Origin of the sequence: Kitasatospora sp. NPDC091207 (assembly GCF_044768625.1) — a bacterium.
In the GTDB taxonomy this organism is placed as follows: domain Bacteria; phylum Actinomycetota; class Actinomycetes; order Streptomycetales; family Streptomycetaceae; genus Kitasatospora.
Map to the genome: position 1 here is coordinate 159263 of NZ_JBIVVS010000016.1, position 23295 is coordinate 182557.

The 23295-nt window shown below is 72.2% G+C and carries 17 protein-coding genes; 7 read left to right on the plus strand and 10 right to left on the minus strand.

Annotation, left to right across the window (positions count from 1 at the left end):
* Window positions 1-189: 189 nt before the first annotated feature.
* Window positions 190-1107: a glycoside hydrolase family 6 protein gene (locus ACIQTO_RS25095; RefSeq protein ID WP_402392027.1), complete on the plus strand. Its 918-nt coding sequence runs from the start codon at window positions 190-192 to the stop codon at window positions 1105-1107.
* A gap of 93 nt (window positions 1108-1200) precedes the next feature.
* Here ACIQTO_RS25095 and ACIQTO_RS25100 read toward each other — a convergent pair whose 3' ends face one another.
* From ACIQTO_RS25100 to ACIQTO_RS25115, 4 genes are all read right to left on the minus strand, one after another.
* Entirely contained in the window at window positions 1201-3132 is a 1932-nt protein-coding gene (locus ACIQTO_RS25100) for a galactose oxidase-like domain-containing protein (RefSeq protein WP_402392031.1), read from the minus strand.
* 85 nt (window positions 3133-3217) lie between these two features.
* Window positions 3218-5245 carry a glycosyltransferase family 2 protein gene (locus tag ACIQTO_RS25105; protein ID WP_402392034.1) on the minus strand — a complete coding sequence of 676 codons (2028 nt, stop codon included), beginning with the start codon at window positions 5243-5245 and terminating at the stop codon, window positions 3218-3220.
* Window positions 5246-5852: 607 nt separating this feature from the next.
* Complete coding sequence (locus ACIQTO_RS25110; RefSeq protein ID WP_402392037.1) at window positions 5853-6605, minus strand: 3-oxoacid CoA-transferase subunit B; 753 nt, start codon at window positions 6603-6605, stop codon at window positions 5853-5855.
* Between the two features lie 5 nt (window positions 6606-6610).
* Entirely contained in the window at window positions 6611-7372 is a 762-nt protein-coding gene (locus ACIQTO_RS25115) for a CoA transferase subunit A (protein WP_402392040.1), read from the minus strand.
* 367 nt (window positions 7373-7739) lie between these two features.
* Between ACIQTO_RS25115 and ACIQTO_RS25120 the strand changes: the two genes are divergently transcribed.
* From ACIQTO_RS25120 to ACIQTO_RS25130, 3 genes are read left to right on the plus strand one after another with little or no spacing between them, the layout of a single operon-like run.
* Complete coding sequence (locus ACIQTO_RS25120) at window positions 7740-8039, plus strand: hypothetical protein (protein WP_402392042.1); 300 nt, start codon at window positions 7740-7742, stop codon at window positions 8037-8039.
* Window positions 8040-8064: 25 nt separating this feature from the next.
* Complete coding sequence (locus ACIQTO_RS25125; RefSeq protein ID WP_402392045.1) at window positions 8065-9159, plus strand: branched-chain amino acid ABC transporter permease; 1095 nt, start codon at window positions 8065-8067, stop codon at window positions 9157-9159.
* On the plus strand, window positions 9156-10076 hold the full coding sequence (locus tag ACIQTO_RS25130; protein ID WP_402392047.1) for an alpha/beta fold hydrolase: 921 nt from the start codon (window positions 9156-9158) through the stop codon (window positions 10074-10076). Before ACIQTO_RS25125 ends, ACIQTO_RS25130 begins: the two co-directional genes overlap by 4 nt.
* A gap of 67 nt (window positions 10077-10143) precedes the next feature.
* Here the strand turns inward: ACIQTO_RS25130 and ACIQTO_RS25135 are convergent, their stop codons facing one another.
* On the minus strand, window positions 10144-11427 hold the full coding sequence (locus ACIQTO_RS25135; RefSeq protein ID WP_402392049.1) for a hypothetical protein: 1284 nt from the start codon (window positions 11425-11427) through the stop codon (window positions 10144-10146).
* Between the two features lie 425 nt (window positions 11428-11852).
* The gene (locus ACIQTO_RS25140) at window positions 11853-12449 is read right to left on the minus strand and encodes a DedA family protein (protein ID WP_402392052.1); all 597 of its coding nucleotides are present in this window, start codon (window positions 12447-12449) and stop codon (window positions 11853-11855) included.
* 493 nt (window positions 12450-12942) lie between these two features.
* Here ACIQTO_RS25140 and ACIQTO_RS25145 point away from each other — a divergent pair, with 493 nt between their 5' ends.
* A complete protein-coding gene (locus tag ACIQTO_RS25145; RefSeq protein WP_402392054.1) occupies window positions 12943-14046 on the plus strand; it encodes an LLM class flavin-dependent oxidoreductase in 1104 nt (367 codons plus the stop codon).
* 295 nt (window positions 14047-14341) lie between these two features.
* On the opposite strand, the gene ACIQTO_RS25150 is transcribed toward ACIQTO_RS25145, so the two are convergent.
* Both ACIQTO_RS25150 and ACIQTO_RS25155 read right to left on the minus strand, forming a co-directional pair.
* On the minus strand, window positions 14342-16453 hold the full coding sequence (locus ACIQTO_RS25150; RefSeq protein WP_402392057.1) for a putative bifunctional diguanylate cyclase/phosphodiesterase: 2112 nt from the start codon (window positions 16451-16453) through the stop codon (window positions 14342-14344).
* A 596-nt stretch (window positions 16454-17049) separates the two neighbouring features.
* Window positions 17050-17475, minus strand: coding sequence for an OsmC family peroxiredoxin (locus ACIQTO_RS25155; RefSeq protein ID WP_402392060.1), 426 nt, complete (start codon window positions 17473-17475; stop codon window positions 17050-17052).
* 325 nt (window positions 17476-17800) lie between these two features.
* Here ACIQTO_RS25155 and ACIQTO_RS25160 point away from each other — a divergent pair, with 325 nt between their 5' ends.
* On the plus strand, window positions 17801-18136 hold the full coding sequence (locus ACIQTO_RS25160) for a chorismate mutase (RefSeq protein ID WP_380575426.1): 336 nt from the start codon (window positions 17801-17803) through the stop codon (window positions 18134-18136).
* A gap of 510 nt (window positions 18137-18646) precedes the next feature.
* Window positions 18647-19255 carry a signal peptidase I gene (gene lepB, locus ACIQTO_RS25165; protein WP_402392062.1) on the plus strand — a complete coding sequence of 203 codons (609 nt, stop codon included), beginning with the start codon at window positions 18647-18649 and terminating at the stop codon, window positions 19253-19255.
* A gap of 110 nt (window positions 19256-19365) precedes the next feature.
* Here lepB and ACIQTO_RS25170 read toward each other — a convergent pair whose 3' ends face one another.
* Together ACIQTO_RS25170 and ACIQTO_RS25175 are read right to left on the minus strand one after the other, a co-directional pair.
* Window positions 19366-20445, minus strand: a complete 1080-nt coding sequence (locus tag ACIQTO_RS25170) for an EamA family transporter (RefSeq protein WP_402392065.1) — start codon at window positions 20443-20445, stop codon at window positions 19366-19368.
* Between the two features lie 158 nt (window positions 20446-20603).
* The gene (locus tag ACIQTO_RS25175; RefSeq protein ID WP_402392068.1) at window positions 20604-23084 is read right to left on the minus strand and encodes a transglycosylase domain-containing protein; all 2481 of its coding nucleotides are present in this window, start codon (window positions 23082-23084) and stop codon (window positions 20604-20606) included.
* Window positions 23085-23295: the final 211 nt, after the last annotated feature.

Sequence of the window (23295 nt, forward strand, 5' to 3'; positions counted from 1 at the left end):
GACCGGTTCTGGGAGGGGCGGTACGTGCGCCGGGTATGGCGAGGGGCGGGGTTCCGGCTGGCCGCGGGGGCGGCGGTGCTGGGGCTGACGGCAAGTGTGGCGGGCTGCGCGGGCGGGAGTACGGCCGCTGGTCCGGGGCGCGGATCGGGGGTGGGATCGGGGGCGGCACCCGCACCGAGTGGGGCCGGTGTGCCGAGTCGCGGTCCGTCCGGCACCGGGCCCGCCCAACTGCCCGGCCAGACGTTCTACGTCTCCGACCGGACGTCCGCCGCCCAGCAGCTCGTCACCCTGCGCGGTCAGGGCCGGACGGCCGAGGCCGAGACCCTCGACAAGATCGCCTCCCGGCCCTCCTCGCAGTGGCTCGGGGACCAGGCGGCCCAGGGCATCGTCGAGCAGGTGGGCCGCCGGGCCGCCGAGGTGGACCGCACCCCGGTCTTCGTCGCCTACAACATCCCGCACCGCGACTGCGGCCAGTACTCGGCCGGCGGCTCGCCCGACGCCGCCTCCTACCGTTCCTGGATCACGGGGGTGGCGGAGGCGCTCGGCGACCGCAAGGCCTGGGTGGTGCTGGAGCCGGACGCCGTCGCGCACACCCTGGACGGCTGCGGGGTGAAGGGCGCGGCCGCCGCCGAGCGGTACGGTCTGTTGGCCTTCGCCGTACAGGAGTTGAAGAAGCGTCCGCAGGTCCGGGTCTACCTGGACGCGGGCAACCCCGGTTGGGCCCAGGACCCGTCGGCGATGGCCGAGGCGCTCAGCAAGTCCGGTGCCGCCGTGGCGGACGGCTTCGCCGTGAACGTCTCCAACTTCTACGGCACCGACCGGAACGCGGCGTACGGCACGGAGCTCTCCGCCGCGCTGGGCGGGAAGCACTTCGTCATCGACACCAGCCGCAACGGCAACGGCCCCTTGAGCAGCGAAGCCTGGTGCAATCCGCCCGGCCGCGCGCTGGGCGAGCCGCCCACGGTCGACACCGGCCGGCCCGGCGTCGACGCCTACCTGTGGATCAAGAACCCCGGCGAGTCCGACGGCGAGTGCGGCCGGGGCGAGCCCCGGGCCGGCGAGTTCTGGCTGCCGTACGCGCTGGGCCTGGCACGCGGCGGCGCGTGACCGCGACAGCGGGGTCACGCGCATGACCGACGCCGTCGACCGAGGCCGGCCAATCCGGGCGTCGGGCGGCCCGGACGGCGTCGGGAGGCGGGGTCAGGCGGTCACCTGGATCCAGCGGGCGACCGACGGGGTGCCGGCCGCGTCCGTCACGAACAGCATGTACCAGCCGGGCGGCAGCAGATCGGGGTTGCCGGGCAGGGTGAGCGCGACACCGTCGCCGGTGCGCGGGCCGAGACCCAGGGCCACCGAGCGCTGCTCGACGTCCGTCGCGTGGGTGACCGAACTCGGCCGGATCAGCTTGGCGGTGGCGATGCTCTCCGGCTTCGGCGAGTTCACGGTGACGGTGCCACCGAGTTTCGCGGTGGCGGGCGCGTCGGTCAGCCGGGGGCGTTCGCCGTGGAACAGGTACGGCGGGGTGTAGATCTCGATCCGCTGCTCGAAGGTGCCCGGTTCGGTGTCGGCCTTGTCGGCGAAGAGCGGGTCGGAGCCGAGGACCACCACCCGGCCGTCCGGCAGCAGCAGTGCCTCCGCGTGGTAGTTCCGTCCGACGGTCGGCTCGGCGGCGGTGCCGAAGGTGTTGGTGTCCGGGTGGTAGATCTGCGACGCGAGCAGGTCGCTCCGGTGCTTGCCGCGGTAGTCGCGGGAGCCGCCGGTGGTGAACACGGTGTCGTCCGGCAGGATGACGCTGTTGAGGTAGCGGGTGCCGCCGGCGGGCAGGTCCGGTCCCGGGGTGAAGGCGGGCTTCGGGGCGGAGAGATCGGCGATATCGGTGCGGGCGGTGGAGAGCGGTGACTCGCCGACGCCCCCGCCGCCGAGGACCATCACCTTCTGCGCCTGGGCGGGCGGCAGCAGCACCGAGGACGAGGTCTCGGTGAGGCTCGGGTCGCGCAGACCCGGGACCGGTTGGAAGCTGTTGTCCCGCAGATCCCAGAGCCCGGGGTCGCGGCCCTTGTCCGCCGGGCCGTAGCCCGCGTTGGAGCCGGAGTAGAAGAGCTTGCCGGATGCGGTGAGGAAGATCGACGGGTAGGTCGGGAAGTAGCGGTCGGGCGCTTTGGACCAGGTCTTGCGCACCGGGTCGTAGATCTCGTTGTCGTTGCCGCTGAGGATCTGCCCGGTGTCGTCCAGCCCGGAGACGGTGACCACCCGCCCGTCACCCAGTCCGGTGAGCGTCGGGTACCAGCGGGCGTACGCCATGTCGGTGACCTGCTCGTACAGCTCGGTGTCCGGGTTGAACTCGAAGGCGGAGCGGATGCCCTGGAAGTCCTGCTTCTCCAGGGTCATCCGGTCGGCCATGCCGTAGAGGTTGCGGGCGTCGGCGCCGGTCAGGCCCTTGATCGTGTACTGGGCGGGGGAGTTCTCCACGGACCCGCCGCCCGGTGCCACCGCCTCCACGAACACGTGCTGCTCGCCGGCCTTCACCACGGTCCGGTCGCCGGAGCCGGTCTTCACCGCGGCCGGGACGGTCACCTCGGCGGTGGACACGTACGCGTGACCCCCGGGGGAGGTGAACACCGTGCCCTTGGGGAAGGTGTGGGCCGCCTCCGGGCTCTCGTTGCGCACCCGCATGGTGCCGGCCGCCTTCTTCACCGCGCCGTCCAGTGCCTCGTAGCGCAGTGTGCCGCCGGCCACCAGCAGCCGGCCGTCGGCCAGGGCGGTGTGACCGCCGCAGAACATGTCGGCCGGGGTCGGTACGCGCTTGTAGGTGTTGGTGGCAGGGTCCCAGAGCAGGCTCTTGAAGGAGCCCGCGGCGAAGCTCCGTTCGCTGTTCCCGGAACCGGCGATGATCAGGACCTTGCCGGTGCGCAACAGGCTGGCGTGGACGGCGTTGATCCGGAACTCGGCCGGGAGGACGACGGTCTGCCAGTGGCCGTACTCGGCCTTGTACTCCGGGCGGTTGATCACGTACTGGTGGTACTGCGCGTTGGCGAAGCCGAGCACGGCCGGCGCGTTCATACCGGCCACGGTCAGGGCGACCGTGCTGCCGAGGGCGAAGCGCTTGGCGCGGCCGGCGTTGCGGATCTTCACGGTGGTCGGTCCCCTCCTGCTGCGGGTTCAACGGCGTGGGTTCAACGGGGCGGGTTCAGTGGGTACGTCTTCAGCGGGCGCGTGGTCAATGGGCGCGGGCGGGCGGCGCGGTGGTGGTTTCCGGGGTTGGTGCCTGGGCGCGGTTCTGCTGCGGAACCCTCGGGACGGCGTCGGGCGCGCTGCCGCCGGTGATCGTGGAGCCGGCCGGTGTCGTGGTCGCGGCGCCGGTGATCGAGAGGGTCGAGGTGGGTCGGGCGCGCCTGCGGCGGACCGCGTCGGCGGCCAGCACCAGCATCGGCAGCAGGCTGAGCAGGAGCGCCACGCAGGCCCAGGTGCGCATGGCGACGTGGTCGTGGCCGGTGAAGAAGGAGGCCGTGATCGCGCCACCGAACACCAGCGTCCAGAACAGGTGGATCCGGAAGGTCGCCACCCGGTCGGGGCTGGCCGACTGGCCCTTGGGGGTCACCACGAAGCGGCTGCGGAGACGAAGCAGCGCTTGCAGGAACGATGCCGCGTAGATCGGCCCGCAGAGCGCCGACATCACCATGCCCGCCACACCGGACGACCCGGCCGGCTCGTGCGGGCTCACATTGTGCTTGCGGTTCCAGGTGTAGAGCAGTACCTGCAGAGCGGCGGCGTCGCTGTACAACATCATCCAGATCTCCGAGGAGACGTGGACCCCCGATGCCCCGAAGCCCAGGTAGAGCACGCTCGACACTCCGCCGAGCAGCCAGGTCAGCGCGGCCATCGGGTAGAAGCAGACCATCAGCGAGTAGTTGAGCAGCCGGCCGGGCGACAACTGCCGGGCCGCGCGCCAGTACTGGGTCAGGAGCGTCTCGTAGGTGCCCCGGCTCCAGCGGAGTTGCTGGGAGAAGAAGTCGGTCCAGGAGGATGGTCCTTCGCCGACCGCCAGGACGTCCGGGGTGTAGACCGATTTCCAGCGCGCGTCGGTGGCCGGGTTGCGGCGGCGGTGGAACTCCAGTCCGGTCGCCATGTCCTCGGTGATCGAGTCGTAGAGCCCGCCGATCGACTGCAGGGCGCTGATCCGCACCGCGTTGTTGGTGCCGACGAACATCGGTGCGCCGTAGCGGTTCCCCGCCCGCTGGATCAGTGCGTGGAAGAGGAACTGCTGGCTCTCCGAGAACTTGGTGACCGCCGAACCCGAGCTGCGGTAGTTCCCGTACACCTGAGGGCCGACCACGAACGCCACGTCCGGGTCCCGGAAGTACCCCAGCATCCGCTCGCCGAACTCGGGCAGCGGGACGTGGTCGGTGTCCACCGACAGCCAGAAGTCGTAGTCGGCGCCGTGGGCCTGGAGCCAGCTGTTGTAGTTGCCGTGCTTGGTCCTGGCGCGGAACCGGCCCTTGGGCTGGTTCCAGCACTCGACCCCGCGCCGGCTGAAGTACCGCGCACCCAGATGGGCACAGAGGGCGCGCATGGCAGGATCGTTTCCCTCGTCGAGCAGCCAGACGTCGTACGGGCCGTCGTGCCGGACGGCGAGCGCGGCGGTCAGCGTCGTACGCACCATCTCCGGCGGCTCCTTGCCCGGCACGAAGGTGGTGAGGAACGCGACGCGGGTGCCCGACTCGGGCGTGACCGGGACGGGATCGCGGGCGACCAGCGTGGCGTGTGTGTTGGAGACGACGTTGACCAGGCGGAACACCTCGACGACCGTGATGATCGTGATCATCACCTTGTCGGCGATCAGCAGCCAGGCGTGCGTCTCGCCGGGGCGGACCGGCCAGTGGTCGGGGAGCAGCAGCCAGACCAGGAGGACCGACTCGACCGCCGGGGCGGCCAGCAGGAGGAGTGCCGCCCGGATCCGGTGCGGCTCCCGGCGCAGCAGGCTGCGGTACTGGACGCGGTAGGGAGCGGGGGCGTCCTGCGGGTCGGCGGCCCCGGTGCTCGTGGTGGCGGTGCTCGTGGTGGCGGTGCTCGTGGTGGCGGTGCCTGTCGTGGCGGGCGGGCCGGGGGTGGTGGCCGGTCCGGCGAGGCGGCTGAAGTGGGCATAGTCGTAAGGGGCTTCGGGGACGGGCAGGGAGACCAGGGCATCGTCGGCGGAACGACCGGGTGGGCTCTCCGCGCCCAGGCGCCGCGAGAACAGTTTGACCATGTGTGGCTCCCCCTGTGGCGGGCCGCTCGGGCCGGCCCGTTCGTGCGTGCTCCGACCGGAGGTGTGCGACCCAGTGCCCTGTGCTGAGGCCTGGGCGCGGCGCCGTGAACGATCGCTCCCCCGGAGCCTGGCTTTCGAAGCGGGGCGCCGCCCGGTCAACTGCGCCGTTTCCAGGCAGCTCCGGGTCGCCAATCGGTGAAACGTGTACGATCGATAATTTCGCGCAGCTACCCGGTCACTTCGAACGCGAGATCCCGGCACGCTCTCCGGACTCCCCTTCGGGGTGTGCGGGATCCTCGGCTGCCCCAACTCTCCCGGAGCATGGGGGTGATCGCAACCGATCTGAGAGATGATCATTGCGCGAGAGTGAAGATATGACGATTCCCGGCCATGTAAGCCGCATTGGTGTTATTGAGGGATGATTCGCGCGGCCGGTGCTTCGGGTGGATCGAATGGCCGCACGAAGGCCGGACCGCCATCCGGGCGGTTCGGCCTTCGCGGGGCCTTTGCGGGGCCTTCGAGCGGCCTTCGGGCGGTCACCGGGCGGCCTTTCGGGTGGCCCACGGGTTCAAGGGCCTTGCCGTGGCCCTTCGGGCCTGCCCCTGCGTCAGGCCCCGGGCGCGCCGGCGGCCGGTAGGGGGAGAGTGCCGGAGAGCGGTGGCAGCAGGGTGGGCCCCGTCGCCGCCCGGACGTCGTCGAACGACACACCCCGGGCCGTCTCGACCAGACGCAGCCCGTCGGAGGTGACGTCGATGACGGCCAGGTCGGTGACGATGCGGTCCACGACTCCCCGGCCGGTCGCCGGAAGCGACAGTTCCTCGACGATCTTCGGTGAGCCGTCCCTGGCCGTGTGCTCCATGACCACGATCAGTCGACGGGCGCCGTGCACGAGGTCCATGGCGCCACCCATGCCCTTGACCATCTTCCCCGGGATCATCCAGTTGGCGAGATCGCCGGTGGCCGACACCTGCATCGCGCCGAGCACCGAGACGTCGATCCGACCGGCCCGGATCATGCCGAAGGAGAAGGCCGAGTCGAAGTACGAGGCACCGGGGGCGACGGTCACGGTCTCCTTGCCCGCATTGATCAGGTCAGGGTCCTCGGTCCCCTCCACCGGGTACGGGCCGACGCCGAGGATGCCGTTCTCCGAGTGCAGCACCACCTGGACGCCCGGCGGGAGGTGCTGGGGGATCAGAGTCGGCAGTCCGATGCCCAGATTGACGTACTGCCCGTTCCGGAGCTCCCGGGCGGCCCGAGCGGCGAGTGCGTTCCGGGCGTCGAGCGCCCGGCCCGCGGTGGGTGCGGCGGACGGTGAGGTGGTGGCGGCGGCGGACGCCGCGGTGAACGTCTCGGTGGTCATCGTGATCAGGCCTCCTGGAGTGCGGCGAGCACGGTTCGGCGCTCGATACGGCGGTCGGTGGGGTCGGCGAGGACCACGCGGTCGACATACACCCCGGGCAGGTGGACGGCGTCCGGCTCCAGCACGCCGGGTTCGACGATCCGGTCCGCCTCGACCAGGGTGATCCGGCCGGCCGTGGCACAGAGCGGATTGAAGTTGCGGGCGGCGGCGTGGAACACGCAGTTCCCGTGCCGGTCCGCCACCTCGGCGCGGACCAGCGCGAAGTCGGCGGCGATGGCCTCCTCCAGCAGGTAACGACGGCCGCCGAACTCCCGGACCTCCTTCGGCGGCGAGGCCAGCGCCACCGACCCGTCCGCGCCGTAGCGCCGGGGCAGCCCGCCCTCCTCGACCTGGGTACCGACCCCGGCCGGGGTGTAGAACGCGGGGATGCCCGCGCCCCCGGCCCGCAGTCGCTCGGCGAGAGTGCCCTGCGGCGTCAGTTCCACCTCCAACTCGCCGGAGAGGTACTGCCGGGCGAACTCCTTGTTCTCCCCGACGTAGGAGGAGGTCGTCCGGGCGATCCGGCCGGCCCGCAGCAGGAGGCCCAACCCCCAGTCGTCCACCCCGCAGTTGTTGGAGACGACGTGCAGGCCGGTGGCGCGGGTGGCGGCCAGGGCGCCGATCAGGGTGCTCGGGATGCCGCAGAGGCCGAAGCCGCCGACGGCCAGCACGGCTCCGTCGGGGATGTCGCCGACCGCGTCGGCGGCGGAGTCCAGGACCTTGTCCAAAGGGTCACCTCGTGAGGGGGGAAGGGGCGGAAGGAGCGGCCGGGGTGGAGGGACGGGCGGGATGCGGTTGAGGAAGTGAGGAAGTGAGGGCGACGAGCGCGGGGCGGCCCGGCATGCGCCGACCCGCGCTCCACCACCGTCACCGTGCGTGGGGCACCTCGGCCATGGCGACCGGCTCCACGGAGGTGTACGGACACATGGCCGGCGCCCACATCCAGGGCCCGGCGGGAGGGCTCGGGCCCGACGGTATGGCGGACAGGGCCACAGCCGGGCGCACCGGTACGGCGCCCGGGCACATGTCGCAGCCTTCACACCACACCTACGGTTCCGGCATCCATCCCCGCCGCACCCTCAGGAGTCGGTCACCATGCGCAGCTCGACAGCCCCCACCAGGACCGCCTCCGACGCCGTCGCGGGCTCGGCCGCCCCGGGCGGGCCGGGGCGCAGGCTCGCCGCCGCCGCGGCCTGCGTGCTGCTCGCGGCCGGCTGCGCCGAGGCCGGTACCGCGGGCACCACGACGGCGGACGGGGGCGGCTCCAAGAGCCCGGTCAAGGTAGGCCTGGTGTACTCCAGGACCGGGCCGCTGGCCGCGTACGGCAAGCAGTATCTGGAAGGCTTCAAGGCCGGGACGGACGGAGGCGAGCCGCGCCATCCCTCGAACAGGTGAATCAATCACCGAGCGCTCGACAGCGGTGCACCGAGCGCTACGCTGGTGCCCGATCGCTCTGCTGATCCTGCTCCTTGTCGCCCCCTACAGTGCGCTTCCCGTCCCGGGACTGCTCGACGGCCCGCTCGGCAGCCCGGGAAGCCTCCAACTCCTCGCCCTGTGCCTGCTCTACGGGGCGCTCGCCACCGGCTACGACCTCCTGCTCGGCCGTACCGGACTGCTCTCCTTCGGTCACGCCCTCTACTTCGCGACCGGCCTCTACGCCACCAACCTCGGCATGCTGGAGCTCCGACTGCCGTTCGCCGCAGCGGCTCTCTTCGGCGTCGCCTGTGCCGTCGCGCTGGCCCTGCTGCTCGGCTCGGTCAGCCTCCGCGTCACCGGCATCGGCTTCTCCATGGTCACCCTGGCCTTCGCGCAGGCCGGTTCGATCCTCGTCCAGCGCAACCCGGGTGGCATGACCGGCGGCGAGGAGGGCCGGTCCGCCCCGGCGGAGCGGCTGCCCTCCGTCTTCCTCGGCATCGAGAACACCGCCAACCTCTACTGGATCGCGGTCGCCTACCTGGTCCTCACGCTGGCCGCCGTCCACTGGGCCGTCGGCTCGCCGGTCGGAAGGGTCTGGGAGGGTGTCAAGGAGAACGAGCGCCGGGTCGAGGTCCTCGGACTCCGGCCCTACGGCTACAAGTTGATCGCCTTCGTCCTTGCCGGAGGCCTCGCCGGGGTGGGCGGGGTGGTCTACCTGCTGCTGACCGGGGGTGCCACCCCGCAGGCCGCCACCTCCGACGCGACGCTCTCGCTCCTGGTCATGGTCGTCCTCGGCGGGTCCGGCACGCGCTGGGGCCCGCTGGTGGGGGGCGTCATCTACACCTGGGCCGGCCACCGGCTCGGCGACCTCGCCAACTCGGAGACGATCGCGGACCTGCCCGCGGTCCTCCGTGTCCCGCTCTCCCAGCCGCTGTTTCTGCTGGGCGGTCTCTTCGTCGCGGTGGTCTATCTGCTGCCCGGCGGCCTGGCCAGACTGCCCGCCCGCATCCGCGCCGCCCGTTCCGTCCGGTCGGCCCGGGCCAGGAGCCGGGCCGGTGCCGGCGGCGCCGCCCGCCCCTCAGGAGGTAGCCCCGCGTGAACCAACCACTGCAGCACCCCGAAGAGCTGACGGTCCCCGTGCCCGGTGGGGACTTGGCGGTGCTTCGCTGGCCCGCCACCGTGCCCGGAGCCCCGACCGTGGTGGCGCTGCACGGCATCACCGCCAACGGCCTCGCCTGGTTCGAGGTCGCCCGGGTGCTCGCCGGACGGGCCACTCTGCTCGCGCCGGACCTGCGCGGGCGCGGCGCCAGCCGTACGGTCGGCGGGCCGTACGGCCTGGCCCGGCACGCGGACGACGCGGCGGCCCTGATCGGCGCCCTCGGCCTGGGGCCGACCGTCGTCGTCGGCCATTCCATGGGCGCCTGGATCACGGCGCTGACCGCGGTACGGCACCCGGAGCTCGTCAGCCGGGTGCTGCTGGTCGACGGAGCGGTCAGCTTCCCGATCCCGGACGGCGTCCGGTCCGAGGACGCGCTGGCCGCGGTTCTCGGACCGGCGCTGGCGCGGCTGTCGATGAGCTTCCCGGACCGCGCGGCCTACCGCGCGTTCTGGCGGCGGCACCCGGCCTTCAGCACCGGCTGGTCCGACGGCATCGACGCGTACACCCAGCGCGATCTCATCGGCACCGAGCCCGAACTGCGCTCCGCCTGTGTGCTGGAGGCCGTTCAGGTCGATGGCGAGCAGGTCCTGTTGGACCAGGACGCGGCCGCCGCCGTGCACCGGCTGCCCTGCCCCGGTGAGCTGCTGTGGGCGGAGCGCGGACTGCTCGACGAGCCGCAGGGCCTCTACGACACCAAGCGGCTTGCCGCTGCCGGGCTGGGCCCGGCAGCGGTGGCGGCCGCGAGCCTCGTGCCGGACACCAATCACTACTCGATCCTCTGGAGCCGGGCCGGTGCCGAGGCCGTGGTGCGAGGTCTGCTCGGCACCGGACCCGCCGCCGAGCAGCGGCCCCGGTAGCGGATCGGCCGGCGGGGCGCCGCCACCCCGCCGGCCCTCTCCTCGGCACCTCGGCGCCGAGGGTCGCTCACCCGGCGGCGCCGAGGAAGGTCTCCCACCCACCGGCCGGCGCCTGTCCGACGTTCAGCGAACGCAGCTTGCGGAGGGTGGACTGGTCCTGGACCTCCAGCCACTCGACCAGCTGGCGGAACGAGACCAGCCGGACCTCCGGCTTGGCCGCGACGGTCTTGAGCGTCTCCTCGACGGCGTCCATGTAGATGCCGCCGTTCCACTGCTCGAAGTGGTTGCCGATGAAGAGCGGCGCGCGGTTGCCGTTGTAGGCACGGTCGAACCCTGCCAGATAGGCGTCCCGGGCCTGGGTGCGCCAGTCGTTGTACTTGGACGGGTCACCCTTGGTGCTGCCGGACGACTGGTTGGCGAGGATGTTGTAGTCCATCGAGAGCACCTGGAAGGTGTGCCCGGGGAACGGGATGCTCTGCAGCGGGAAGTCCCATATCTTGCCGTCCTGCACCTTCTGCGGCCATATTTGCTGACCGCCCGAGGAGCTGGCGTCGTACTTCCACCCCAGGGCGGCCGCGGTCGGCAGCAGCGCCTTCTGTCCCTCCAGGCAGGGGGTGCGCCCGCCGATCAGTTCCTTCTTGTAGTCGAAGGGGAGCGGGTCGACATCGGTGAAGCCGGTGTTGGTGCGCCACTGGGTGACGAACGAGACCGCCTGGTCGATCTCGCTCTGCCAGTCCTCCGGGGTCCACTTGTTGACGCCGTTGCCGTCCGAACGGGTCGAGCAGAAGTGCCCGTTGAAGTGGGTGCCGATCTCGTGGCCGGACTGCCAGGCCTGGCTGATCAGTTTGAGCGTGCTCTTGACCGCCCCGTCCGAGAGGTAGGGGATGTCGGACGCGCCGACCGCGTGCTTCGGCGGGTGGTACAGATCGGCCTTGCCCTTGGGGAGGGCGTAGATCCCGGAGAGGAAGAAGGTCATGGCGGCCTTGTGTTCCTCGGCCAGCTTGAGGAAACGGGGGAACTGGCCGTCGTCGGTACCGCCGGCGCCGTCCCAGGAGAACACCACGAACTGCGGCGGCCGCTCACCGGGCTTGAGCTTCTCCGCCTTGGGCTGATTCGGCTGGGGGCCGGTGTCGGAGGTGGAGCCGTCGCCGATCGGAGTCCCCTTGGACGCGCCCTTGGTCGGAGTGCCGCTCCCCGTCGGCCCGCCGCTTCCGCTGCCGGAGCCGACGGGACTCGGGGCGGACGAACTCGACCCTGAACCCGATCCGCCGCTGGAACACGCCGCCACCGCCCCGAGCGCCACGGTCGCGGCGGTGGCACTGAGCACGGTCCTGCGCGAGATGCTGGTCATGGTCTCCCCTGGGTGCCGCTGGCCGGGTGGATTTGGCGTCAGTGGGCCGTACCGGTCAAATCGGGCAATTGATGTGTAATCCGTCGTTAGCATGCCATGTGGACGCAGAGGTCGCCAAGGTGCCTGGGTCCATCGACAATCAACACGCCTACCCGGCATGGATGGGCTGCAACGACCAGCCTTCTGTTGCCGTCCTGTGACGCTTCGCACACCCTGCGGCGGTCGGCGGTCGGCGGTCGGCGGTCGGCGGTCGGCGGTCGGCAGATCGAGGCGACCGGCCGCCTTGCCGTTGCGTTCAGGGGTGTCCCGGTGCGTCGCGACCCCGCAAGCTCGTGGTGCCGCAGTGTCGCAGTGCCGCAGTGCCGCAGTGTCGCAGTGCCGGGTCCGGTCCGGTTTCCGGCCCCCGGTGTCGCCGGTCCTCGGTGTCAGTTGATGACGAGCCGGCGGTTGCGCCGCACGATCCGGGCGATGGCGGTGCTGATCACGGTGGCGGCGGTGCAGGAGACCGCGAGGCTCAGCCAGGCGGTGTCGAACCAGTGGCTGTTGAGCCAGCCCAGCGTGACGATGTAGGCGGCCCAGACCAGGGCGGCCAGGGCCGACCAGCGAAGGAAGCGGTACGGGTGGGCGGGGGAGTGGCCAATGGCCAGGTCGAGGATGGTCCGGCCGGCCGGTACGAACCGGGCGACCACCACCATCGCGGCCGCCGCGCCGGTGGTCCGCCCGTCCAGCGCCTGCTGGACCCGGGCCACGCTGGCCGCCAGCTGCGGGCGGTGTTCGAGCCGCCGCTGGACGGAGGGGGCGCCCCGGCGCGCCAGGCGGAGCAGGAGGAGGTCGCCGAGGAACGAGGCCACCGCCACGCCGAGCCCCAGGACCACCGGTGCGCCGTCTATCTGCGCCGTCTTGAGCACGGCCAGGATCACCAGCGTGCCGCTGGGGATGAAGGGGAGGAAGGCGTCGCCGAGTACGGCGCAGAGTGCCAGGGCGCAGATCCATGAGGATCCGATCACCGTCGCGATGTCCAAAGCAGGTACTCCCTCCAGGCTGCCCGGGGGAGCAGATGGCTGCAGGGGACAACGCTAGCGCCTCGACTTTTCATGCCATGAAGCACCCCGGCTGTGCTCGGCGTCACAAGACGGGAGCCCCTGGAGCGGGGTGCCGTTCCAGGGGCTCACGGGGATCGATCGGCGCTGGTCCAGCCCGATGACCTTGCAGGTGGAGGCGGATCCGGTTGGGTGATCCGCTCTGGTTCCCAGCCTGCCGGACGTCGCCCGCCGATCGCGAGCCCTGCGGCTGGCGACTTCCCGCTCTGGCGTGAAGTCGCCACGCGTGTCCGCTTGCTGGCTCTGAGTCAGCCGAACGGTCGGTAGGCGATCCGTCGCACAGTGGCACCGGGCAACGGGAACACCGGGACCCGCGGTGTGGTTGACCCCCGTTGGCAGTGGCGACCGCGACCAGGTGCGCGGTCGCTCGGAGCGCCACACGGACAGCACCAGGACGGCCAGGAGGGCGGACGGCATGACCACCGACGACCAGCAGGAGCGCGGGCCCGAACCGCAGAGCCACGCGGCGATCCGGGGCACCGTCCGGGGCACGGCGCCCGCGCCGCTCTCCATCCTCGACCTGGCCACCGTGGGCGTCGGCTACACCCCGGCCGAGGCGTTGGCCTCGACCACGGCCCTGGCCCGCAGTGCCGAGGAGTGGGGCTACCACCGGTTCTGGGTCGCCGAGCACCACGGCATGCCGGGCGTGGCCAGCTCCACCCCCGCCGTCCTGCTCGCCCACCTCGGGGCCCACACCACGACGCTGCGGCTCGGATCCGGTGGAGTGATGCTGCCCAACCACGCGCCGCTGGGGATCGCGGAGCAGTTCGGCCTCCTGGAGGCGCTGCACCCCGGCCGGATCGACCTCGGGCTCGGCCGCGCTCCCGGCACCGACCAGGCGACCGCCCGGGCGCTGCGGCGGGGCCTCGCCGAGGGGGCCGACGACTTCCCGCAGCAACTCGCCGAGCTGACCCACTTCCTCGACGGCGACTTCCCGGACGGCCACCCCTACGCCCGGCTCACGGCCGTTCCCAGGGGGGAGGGGCGGCCGCCGATCTGGTTGCTCGGATCCTCCGGCTTCAGCGCCCAGCTGGCCGGCCGGCTCGGCCTGCCGTTCGCGTTCGCGCACCACTTCAGCAGCACCAACACCATCCCGGCCCTCGACCTCTACCGCTCGTCGTTCCGCCCCTCGTCCGTCCTCGACGAGCCGTACGCGCTGATCGGGGTGAACGCGGTCGCAGCCGACGACCGGGAGTCCGCCCGGAGGCTCGCACGCTCCTCGGCGCTCGGCATGCTCCGGCTTCGCCGGGGCAACCCGGGCCCGATCCCCACCCCCGAGGAGGCCGAGAGCTACCCGTACAGCCCGGTGGAGGCCGACTTCGTCGACGACTGGCTGGGCAATGTCGTCCTGGGCTCGCCCGGTGAGGTCGGCGACGGGCTGGAAGCACTGCGCAAGCGGACGGGGGCGGACGAGCTGATGGTCACCTCGCACATCCACGGCCATGAGGCCAGGCACCGCTCCTACGGGCTGATCGCCCGGGCCTACGGGCTCACCGGCCAGGCGGCCGACGCCGTCTGAGTTCCGCGGCACCCGAACTCGTCGGTGCGAGGCGGAGCCGCTCGGCCCGCCGACGAGTTCGGTGCCCGGGTCCACCCTGCGGGCCCGCGGCCGGCCGGCCCCTCCGCGAAACGCGCCGGGCCGGCAAGGCGGTCGCCGCCCGTTGCCGTCTCCGGCGCTCACCCCGCCGAACGCCGAGCCCGCCGAACGCCGAGCCCGCCGACCTGCCGCCCGCCGACCTGCCGCCCTACGGACCTGGTGCCCTACGGGCCGGCAGGCCTACGGCCCCGCAGGCAGCTCGAACCGCGGACCGCCGCTACCGCTTGTCCGGTGCGGGGCGGCTCTCGCGGAGTATCGCCGCGACGTGCTCCGCCTCACCGGGCTTGGCGAAGTACCAGCCCTGGGCCGTGTCGCAGCCGGTGAGCCGCAGGCGCTCGGCCTGCGCCGCGCTCTCGATGCCCTCGGCGGTGACGGTCAGGCCGAGCGTGTGGGCCAACTGCACCATCGCGCCGACGATCTGCTCGTCGGCGTCGCTCCGGCGGAAGCCGGCCCCGGGCAGGTCGGCACGGCCGGCCGGGCTCGGGTCGCGGAAGCCCTCGATGAAGGTGCCGTCCAGCTTCAACACGTGCACGGGCAGCCGGGAGAGGTAGGCCAGGTTGGAGTAGCCGGTGCCGAAGTCGTCGATCGCGATCCGGACGCCCATGTCGGCGAGGGCCTGCAGGGCCTGGAGCGGTCGTCCGCCGGGGCCCAGCAGCGCGCTCTCGGTGATCTCCAGCTGCAGGAGCCGGGCCGGCAGGCCGGTGCTGTCGAGGGCCTGGGCCACGTCGGCGACCACGTCGGAGTCCCAGATCTGGCGAGCGGCCAGGTTGACGCTCACGAAGGTCTCGGTGTCGGGGAATTCGGTGAGCCAGCGTTGCGCCTGGCGGCAGGACTCCTCCAGCACCCACTTGCCGAGCGGCACGATCGCGCCGGACTCCTCGGCGAGGGGGATGAAGCGGTCCGGCGAGAGGGTTCCGTAGCAGGGGTGGCGCCAGCGGACCAGGGCCTCCGCGCCGTGCACCGCGCCGTCGGCGAGCCCGACGAGCGGTTGGTACTCGATGGTGAACTCGCCGCGTTCCAGGGCCGGCCGGAGCGCGGTGGCGAGGAGCTGGCGGGTCAGCTGGTGGGCGCCCCGGTCCGGGTCGTAGAGGGTCCAGCGGGCCCGGCCGTCGGCCTTCGACCAGTACAGGGTGGAGTCGGCGTCCTTGACCAGGTCGGCGGGCGTGGTCTCGTGCACCGATCGCTCGACGACGCCCACGCTGGCGGTGACGACCAGCCGGTGCCCGGCCACGTCGAAGGGGTGCTCCAGTGCTTCGAGGATCCGGGCGGCCAGTTCGGTCAGCTGGTCGCTGCCCCGGCTGTCGGCCACCAGGACGGCGAACTCGTCGCCGCCCATCCGGGCGACCAGGTGGGAGCTGTGATCGGAGACGCCCCGCCGGAGCCGGGAGGCGACGGCGATCAGCAACTGGTCGCCGATGTGGTGGCCGAGGGTCTCGTTGATCGCGGCGAAACCGTCGAGGTCCAGATAGCAGACGCCCACCCGACGGCCGTCCGGCCGCTCCGCTCCCGTCCCCGTCGCGCCCGGAGCGGTCCCGGTGGACTCGGCGAGCTCGGCGGCGGTCGTACCACCGGCCGTCAGGCAGGCGGCGTCGAGCCGTTCGAAGAAGAAGGTCCGGTTGGGCAGCCGGGTCAGCGGGTCGTGCAGTGCCTGGTACTCCAGGCGGTCGCCGAGCCTCCGCTGTTCGGTGATGTCCTCGACCATGGCGAGCGTGTACAGCGGGCGGCCGGCGCCGTCCCGGATCAGGGAGATGGTCACCTTGCTCCACACCGTGCGGCCTTCGCGGTGTTTGAGCTGCTTCTCCACCCGGAGCCGCTCGCGGTCGTTGCGGACCAGCTCGGGGAAGAGCCGGTCCGGCATGCCCTCCGAGTCGATGATGTCGCGGATGTGGGCGTGGATCAGGTCGCCGACCCCGCAGCCGACCAGGGTGGCGAAGGCCGGGTTGACCTCGATGATCCGGTCGTCGGGGTCGATCAGGGCCATGCCGATACCGGCGTCGCAGAAGGCGGCCCGGAAGCGCGATTCGCTGGCGCTCAGCGCCGCCAGCAGGCGGTCGGTGTTCCCGGGGGCGGGGTCGGTCCCGTCGGAGGGCCGGTGCGTCCCGTCCGCGAGCGGTGTCGAGCAGGTGGGACAGAGGACGACGCCCGCGCCGACCGCACCGTCGGACCCGGATCCGGGAGCGGGTGGGGTGCCGGGAGTCGCATCGGCGCCCGTGCCGGTGCCGGCCGCGGCGTCGGGGGAGTCGTCGAGGGCGGCGGCGGCGGAGCCGTTGGCCGGGCGGAGGATCGGAAAGATGAGGTGCCGGTGGTGTTGCGGTTGTTCGTGCCGCACGCCTGGGTGGTGTGCGTCGGCCCCCTCGTTCTGGCCCGGCACGGCATGCTCCCGTCCGCTGCTGACGCTTGACGCTGGTCAGGCCGGTCGCCCGGAACTGCGACGGCCGACTCCCGCGCTCTGTCGAGGTCCTCGCGGTCCGAGGCGTGACGCTCGCGGTGGAGCGCTCGCGTGGGGATCCGCGTGAAGAACAGGGCGCTGCGGCCGATCATAGGACGCGACGGCAACACGCGGTGACCGCCGCCAGGGTGATTTGCCCGCTTTGGCGGCATGTGTGGTGGTACATGCAGACGCCCCCGGTACACATCACATGATGTGCGCCAGGGGCGTGTGCTCCAAAAGTGCGCCCCTGGGCGCTTGCTGAGCGCTGGGAACGCGCCGCGCACTTCGCCCGAGCGCGGGACGCCCGGGCGAAGTGCGCAGGGCGGCAGGTCGTCAGAACGCCCCGGTGCCGGACACCGGACACCGGGTGTCGGGTGTCGGGCACCGGGCCTCAGCCGCCGGAAGGGCCGACGACCATGGTCGGAACGGCGATCCGTCCGACGTGACCCGCCCGACGTGACGCGGCAGGCATTGCCACGTCAGGCGTTGCCGCGTCAGGCCAGCGTGGCCGTGAGCGTGATGGTCGTACCGGTCAGGGCCTGGCTCACCGGGCAGTTCGCCTTGGCGTCCTCGGCGGCCTTCGCGAAGGCGGCCTCGTCGAGGCCGGGCACCTCGCCGGTGACGGTCAGGTGGATGCCGGTGATGCCGGTGCCGGGCTGGAAGGTGACATCGGCCTGGGTGTCCAGCTTGGTGGGCGGGGTGCCGGCGCCGGCCAGGCCGTGCGAAAGGGCCATCGAGAAGCACGCGGAGTGCGCGGCCGCGATGAGTTCCTCCGGGCTGGTCTTGCCGTTCGGCTCCTCGGAGCGGGCCGGCCAGGAGACCGGGTACTCGCCGATGCCGGACGAAGCGAAGGTCACCTGACCCTTGCCGTCGATCAGGTTGCCTTCCCAGGCGGTGCGTGCGGTACGGGTGGTTGCCACGATCGGTACCTCCATTACTGAGGGACTGCTGTCCCGTCACTTCCGGTCATGCCGCGCACCAGCCTACGGGCAGGCCGGGGGCCGATCACCGGTAACGCCGCAGGGCGCCGTGCCCGAAGGTGACGGGGCTCCCGCCGTCCGGCGATCTCCCTGGTCGTGCGCCTGGTCCCCCGGTCGGCCCCCGGTTCACGCGCCGTCCGGATCGTGGACGGATGCGCCAAATGGTGCGGGCCCGCGCCGGGCTCCCTGTTAGATTTGCCCGGGCCCGAGTCCCGGTCGACGGACGGTCGGGTGCCCACCACCACAGAGCCGCGGAGCCGCCCCGATGACGGATCACCCCACGACCCCCGAGACCGGACTGTCCGACGGGATCGACGACGCCGTGCGGGCCGAGCTGACCAGCCTGCGCGAGAGCATCGACAACATCGATGCCGCGGTGGTCCACATGTTGGCGGAGCGGTTCAAGGCGACCCAGCGGGTCGGGCGGCTCAAGGCCGCGCACAAGCTGCCCCCGGCCGACCCGGCGCGGGAGCGCGACCAGATCCGGCGCCTGCGGGAGCTGGCTGCCGGGGCCCATCTGGACCCGGTGTTCGCGGAGAAGTTCCTCAACTTCATCATCGCCGAGGTCATCCGCCACCACGAGGCGATCGCCCGCGCCTGAACGCACCGGTTCCCGCTGCGCTGAACGCACCGGCCCGCGCCGACCCGGCCCGTCAGGACGCATCCCGTCCCCGCGACCGGTCCTCGTGTCCCACCCGGGGCCTCGCAACCCACCGGTCCTCTTGTCCCACCCCCGGATCGCGCTCGCGTGGTGTTCCGGTGCCCGGACGGGCCCGGTGGGACGGGGTGGTGATGTCTGGCGCGGGTAAATGCCCGATTTCGCGTGGCTTCCGGGTTGGCGTAGCGTGCAGGTTCCCCCAGCCGGAGAGGTGGAGCAGCGACGATGGCGGTGAACCTGCCCGAAACGCAGAGCGATGCCGGGACCGGTCGGACCCCGGCCGGCGCCGCCGGACACGGTGCTCCCGGCGGTGGTCGTGCCGAGGCGCGCCGGGCGCGGTCGCGGAAGGCGTCCAGGGGTGCCAGGGGTTCCAACCGGCCCAAGGGCTCCGAGGGATCGAAGGACCGCAGGGCAGGGCGACGTCCGCGGCCCTGGTGGATCGAGATTCCGGTGATGGCGGCGATCGGGCTGGTGGTCGCGCTGCTGATCAAGACCTGCCTGTTCCAGGTGTTCACGATCCCGTCCGGGTCGATGGAGAACACGCTGCGGATCGGCGACCGGGTCGGCGTGAACAAGCTCGCACCGCTCACCGGCTGGGAGCCCGAGCCCGGCCAGCCCGTGGTCTTCAAGGACCCGGGCGACTGGCTGCCGCCTCAGCCGATCGACGGGAACCCGGTCTCCAGGGCCGTGGGTTCGGTGCTCAGTTTCGTCGGCCTGGTCCCGCCGAAGGACGACAATTACCTGGTCAAGCGGGTCATCGCGACGGGCGGCCAGACCGTGCAGTGCTCCGGCACCACGCTGACCGTCAACGGGGCGAAGGTGGACGAGCCGTACCTCCACCCCGGGGACGACTCCTGCGCGGGGTTGGACTTCGGTCCGGTGACGGTGCCCCAGGGGTATGTCTGGGTGGAGGGTGACCACCGGAGCGACTCCGCCGACTCGCGCTACCACCAGCGGGGCCCCGGCGGCGGCGCCGTGCCGGTGGACAACGTGGTCGGACCGGTGTCGGCCGTCGTGTGGCCGCTCAATCACCTCGACTGGTTCGGCTGGGTCGGCCGCTGACCCGGGTGGTCCCACGTTCGGTGGCCACCCGGCCCGGAGGAGCCCCCGAGCTCCCGAGCCCCCGGACCCGGCGGCCCCGGACGCTAGGTCCGGACCCGGCGGCCCCTGACCTAGCGGCCCCGGAGCTCGCGGTCCACCTGCGCCCGGTCCTCGATCTCCGCCCCCTCGGCAGCCCGCGCCAGACGCTCGCCGAGAGCCGTCGCACCCACCGCGCCGGCACCCACCGCATCCGCCGTCACCGCATCCGCCGGCAGCGTCACCGGTGCCGGCTTGCTCGCCTGGGCCGCGAAGGCGCCGGCCAGGACGAGCAGCCCACCCGCCATCTGCGGCAGCCCCAGGTGTTCGCCGAGCAGGATCCAGGCCAGGACGGTGGCGACGACGGCCTCCAGGTTGGCCACCACCCCGGCGATCGGGGGTGACAGGTGGCGGACGGCGATCACCCCGGTCAGATAGGCGAGCACGGTCGCGATCAGGATCATCCAGGCGGCCGGGATCAGTGCGGGCAGCGAGTGCCCGTTCATCACGACGTCGCCGCCGAGCAGCCCCCAGTCGGCCTCCCAGGGGCGGGTGAAGGCGGTGAGCACGACCGCGCCGATCAGGAGCCCGTACGCGCTGACGGCGATCGGGTCGACCGGGCGGTCGCCCTGGCTGCCGGCGTCGGCCAGGACGAAGTAGCCGACCTGGCAGCAGGCCGCGCCGAGGGCGAACAGCACGCCCAGCGCGTCGAAGCTCAGACCGTTCCAGACCTCCACCACACAGGCCAGACCGGCCACGGCCACCCCGGCGCCCACCGCCGCGCCCCGGCTGATCGGCTTGCGCTGGACGAACTTCACGTAGCCGATCAGCAGGGGTGGTCCGAGGTACTCGATCAGCAGGGCGACGCCGACCGGGATCCGGGAGATCGCCGCGAAGTAGCAGGCCTGGACACCGGCGACGGCGAGCAGGCCGAAGCCGATCAGCAGGCCGGGGCGCCGGAGCACCGCGGCACGGTGGCGGTAGGCCAGCGGGAGCAGGACCACGGCGGCACCGGTGACCCGGAGCCAGACCACGTGCAGGGGGGAGAGGCCGGCCTCGATCAGGGGCTTGGCGGCAGTGCCGGAGCCGCCGAAGGCGAACGCCGAGACGAGGGCGAGGGTGAGGCCGAGGGTTCTGCCCGGGGAACGGCCGGACAGGGGCTTTGAGCTGTGCACCGAGGCATTGTGACAGTCATATCGCAGATTCGGTAAGGTGCCATTCCGTCATTTGGTCCTGCGCCGAACTGTGCGCAATGGCGGGTCCACGGAGGGTCTGTTTCTGCTCTCCGCCACCCGGACACCCGGGTGGCGGAGAAGCGGAAACAGACCCGGCCCTACTGCCCCGTGCCCGCGCCGGCCCCCGCCAGCGCCCCGGAACCGGAGCCCGAACCCGAACCGCCCGAACCCGAACCGCCCGTGCCGCCCGAAGGCTGGGGAGCGGTGGTCGGCCCGGTGGTCGGCCCGGTGGTCGGGGCGGTGGTGGGGGCGGTGGTGGGCTGCGGTGTCCGGGTGGGCCGGCCGGTCGGCTGGGAGGTCGGCTGCTGCGTCGGCGCGGTGGTCGCGCCGCCGCCGGGCTGGGAGCCGCCCGAGGCACCGCCGCCGGTCGAACCGGAGGTCCCGGCGGAGCCCGAGCCGGTGGACCCGGACGAGTCGCCGGGCGCACTGGTCGCCCCGCCCGAACCGTTGGTGGAGCCGTTGCCGGAGCCGCCCGTGGTGCCGCCCGTCGCGCCGCTGCCCGGCGTGGCCGACGGCGAGGCCGCCCCGGACGGCGTCGACGAGCTGTCCGGGCCGCCCTGGGAGGTGCCGCTGTCGCCCGACCAGTCCGTGCCCGAGGGCGAGGGGAAGGCGGTGACGGGCGAGCCCTTGAGCGCGGCCTTCATGTAGCTGGTCCAGATCTGCGCGGGGTACTGGCCGCCGGCCGCGCCGTCGATCCCGCCGGTGCCGCTCAGGCTGACCTGGGCACCGCTGCCCGGGTCCTGGCCGAACAGCGCCACGGAGGTCACCAGCTCGGGGGTGTACCCGACGAACCAGACCGACTTCTGGTCGTCGGTCGTCCCGGTCTTGCCGGCCACCGGGCGGCCCAGCGACTTGGCCCGCCAGCCGGTGCCGCCCGGGTCGCTGACGACGCCCTGCAGCATCGACGTCACCTGGCGCGCGGTCTCCTCGCTGACCGCCTGGGTGGTCTTGTGGGCCGGCAGCTGGAGCGCCTCGCCCTCGCGGTCCACCGACTGCACCAGCCACGGGGTGATCTGCTTGCCGCCGTTGTCCAGCGTGGCGTACACGCCGGCCATGTCGAGCACGCTCGGGGTGGCGGTGCCGAGCGGGATGGACGGGAGCGGGTCGAGCCCGGGGGTGTTGCCGGGCAGGCCGAGGGCGATGGCGGTGTCGCGGACCTTCTGCAGGCCGGTGTCCTGCGCGAGCTGGGCGAACGCCGAGTTCACCGACCAGTCGGTGGCCTGCTGCAGGCTGATCTGGCCGTAGCTCTTGTCGCCCTCGTTCGGCGGCGCGTACGGGGTGCCCTTGCCGCCGCGGACCTTGCGCCCGCTGGTGCCGTCGTAGACGGTGCGCGGGGTGACGGTCTGGCCGGACTGCGTCTTGGCGTCGTTCTCCAGCGCTGCCGCCAGGGCGATCGCCTTGAAGGTGGATCCGGCCTGGTAGTCGCGCCGGGTGGCGTTGTCGACGTAGTGCTTGGTGTAGTCGACCCCGCCGTAGAGGGCGACCACGGCACCGGTCTTCGGGTCGACCGAGACGGCACCGGCCTGGGCGGCCGCGTCCTTCTTCCGCTTGTCCGGGTTCAGGGTGTCGTGCAGCTGCGCCTGGACCGAGTCCTGGAGCGCCTGCTGGCGCGCCGGGTCGATGCTCAGCTTGATGGTGTAGCCGCCCCTGGCCAGCTCGGACTCGGTGATGGTCTGGTTGGCGGTGAGGTACTCGGTCGCCGCGTTGACCAGGTAGCCGGCCTGGCCGGAGAGGCCGAGCTGCGTCTGCGGGTCCTTGACCTCGGGGAAGGTGGTGGCGGTCCGCTCCTCGGCGGAGAGCCAGCCCTCCTTCACCATGCCGTCCAGGACGTAGTTCCAGCGGTTGACCGCGTTCTGCTTGCCCGCCGGGGTGGCGGTGGCCACGTCGTAGGCGCTCGGGGCGTTCAGCAGGGTGGCCAGGTAGGCGCCCTGGGCGGCGTCGAGCGCGGAGGCGTCCACCCCGAAGTACTGCTGGGCGGCGGCCTGGATGCCGTAGGCGCCGCGACCGTAGTACGAGGTGTTGAGGTACCCGGAGAGGACGTTGTCCTTGGTCTCGGTGGCATCCACCTTGATCGCTATGAACAGCTCCTTCACCTTGCGGGTGACGGACTGCTTCTGGCTCAGGTAGGTGTTCTTCACGTACTGCTGGGTGATCGTGGACCCGCCCTGGGTGCCCTCGCCCCTGGCCGTGTTGACGGCGGCGCGGACCAGTCCGGACACGTTGACGGCGCCCTCGTGGTAGAAGTTCCGGTCCTCGGCGGCCAGCGCGGCGTGCTGGGCGGCGGGGGAGACCTTGTCCAGGCCGACGTTCTGCCGGTTGGTCTGGCCGGTCCGGGCGATCACCGAGCCGTCCTGGTAGAGCCAGGTGTTGCTCTGGGCGGTCGCGGCGGCGTGCGCGTCCGGCACCTTCACCAGGGCGATCCCCAGGGCGAACAGGCCGACGCCGAGCAGCAGCGCGGCCACGAGGCCGAGCAGGCTCATCCGCCAGGTCGGGATCAGCCGACGCCAGCCGGTGCGCTTCGGGCGGCGGGGCCTGCCGCCGCCGGCCGGACGCTCAGGGGAGCGCTTCAGGCGCTTCACCGGGCGGAGGCCGAGGGACGGCGTGCGACGGCCGCTCTGGGGGTTTCGGGACAAAGCGGCGGCCTTTCCTGCGGGCGAACCGTGCCAGCCTGCACAACGGGAATGTCGACGGTTGGGGACCTTTGTCCCGTTTCCGGTGTACAGCCCAGGACGTGCCGAACGGGCCGATTGGCTCCGTAGGGATGGCAAGCGAGACCGACATCACACACAA

Excerpts from the sequence above, each read along its gene's own strand:
- ACIQTO_RS25105 (WP_402392034.1), bottom strand. The coding sequence starts at position 5,245 with ATGGTCAAACTGTTCTCGCGGCGCCTGGGCGCGGAGAGCCCACCCGGT.
- ACIQTO_RS25160 (WP_380575426.1), top strand. The coding sequence starts at position 17,801 with ATGACGGATCACCCCACGACCCCCGAGACCGGACTGTCCGACGGGATC.
- ACIQTO_RS25110 (WP_402392037.1), bottom strand. The coding sequence starts at position 6,605 with ATGACCACCGAGACGTTCACCGCGGCGTCCGCCGCCGCCACCACCTCA.
- lepB (WP_402392062.1), top strand. The coding sequence starts at position 18,647 with ATGGCGGCGATCGGGCTGGTGGTCGCGCTGCTGATCAAGACCTGCCTG.
- ACIQTO_RS25120 (WP_402392042.1), top strand. The coding sequence starts at position 7,740 with ATGCGCAGCTCGACAGCCCCCACCAGGACCGCCTCCGACGCCGTCGCG.
- ACIQTO_RS25135 (WP_402392049.1), bottom strand. The coding sequence starts at position 11,427 with ATGACCAGCATCTCGCGCAGGACCGTGCTCAGTGCCACCGCCGCGACC.
- ACIQTO_RS25145 (WP_402392054.1), top strand. The coding sequence starts at position 12,943 with ATGACCACCGACGACCAGCAGGAGCGCGGGCCCGAACCGCAGAGCCAC.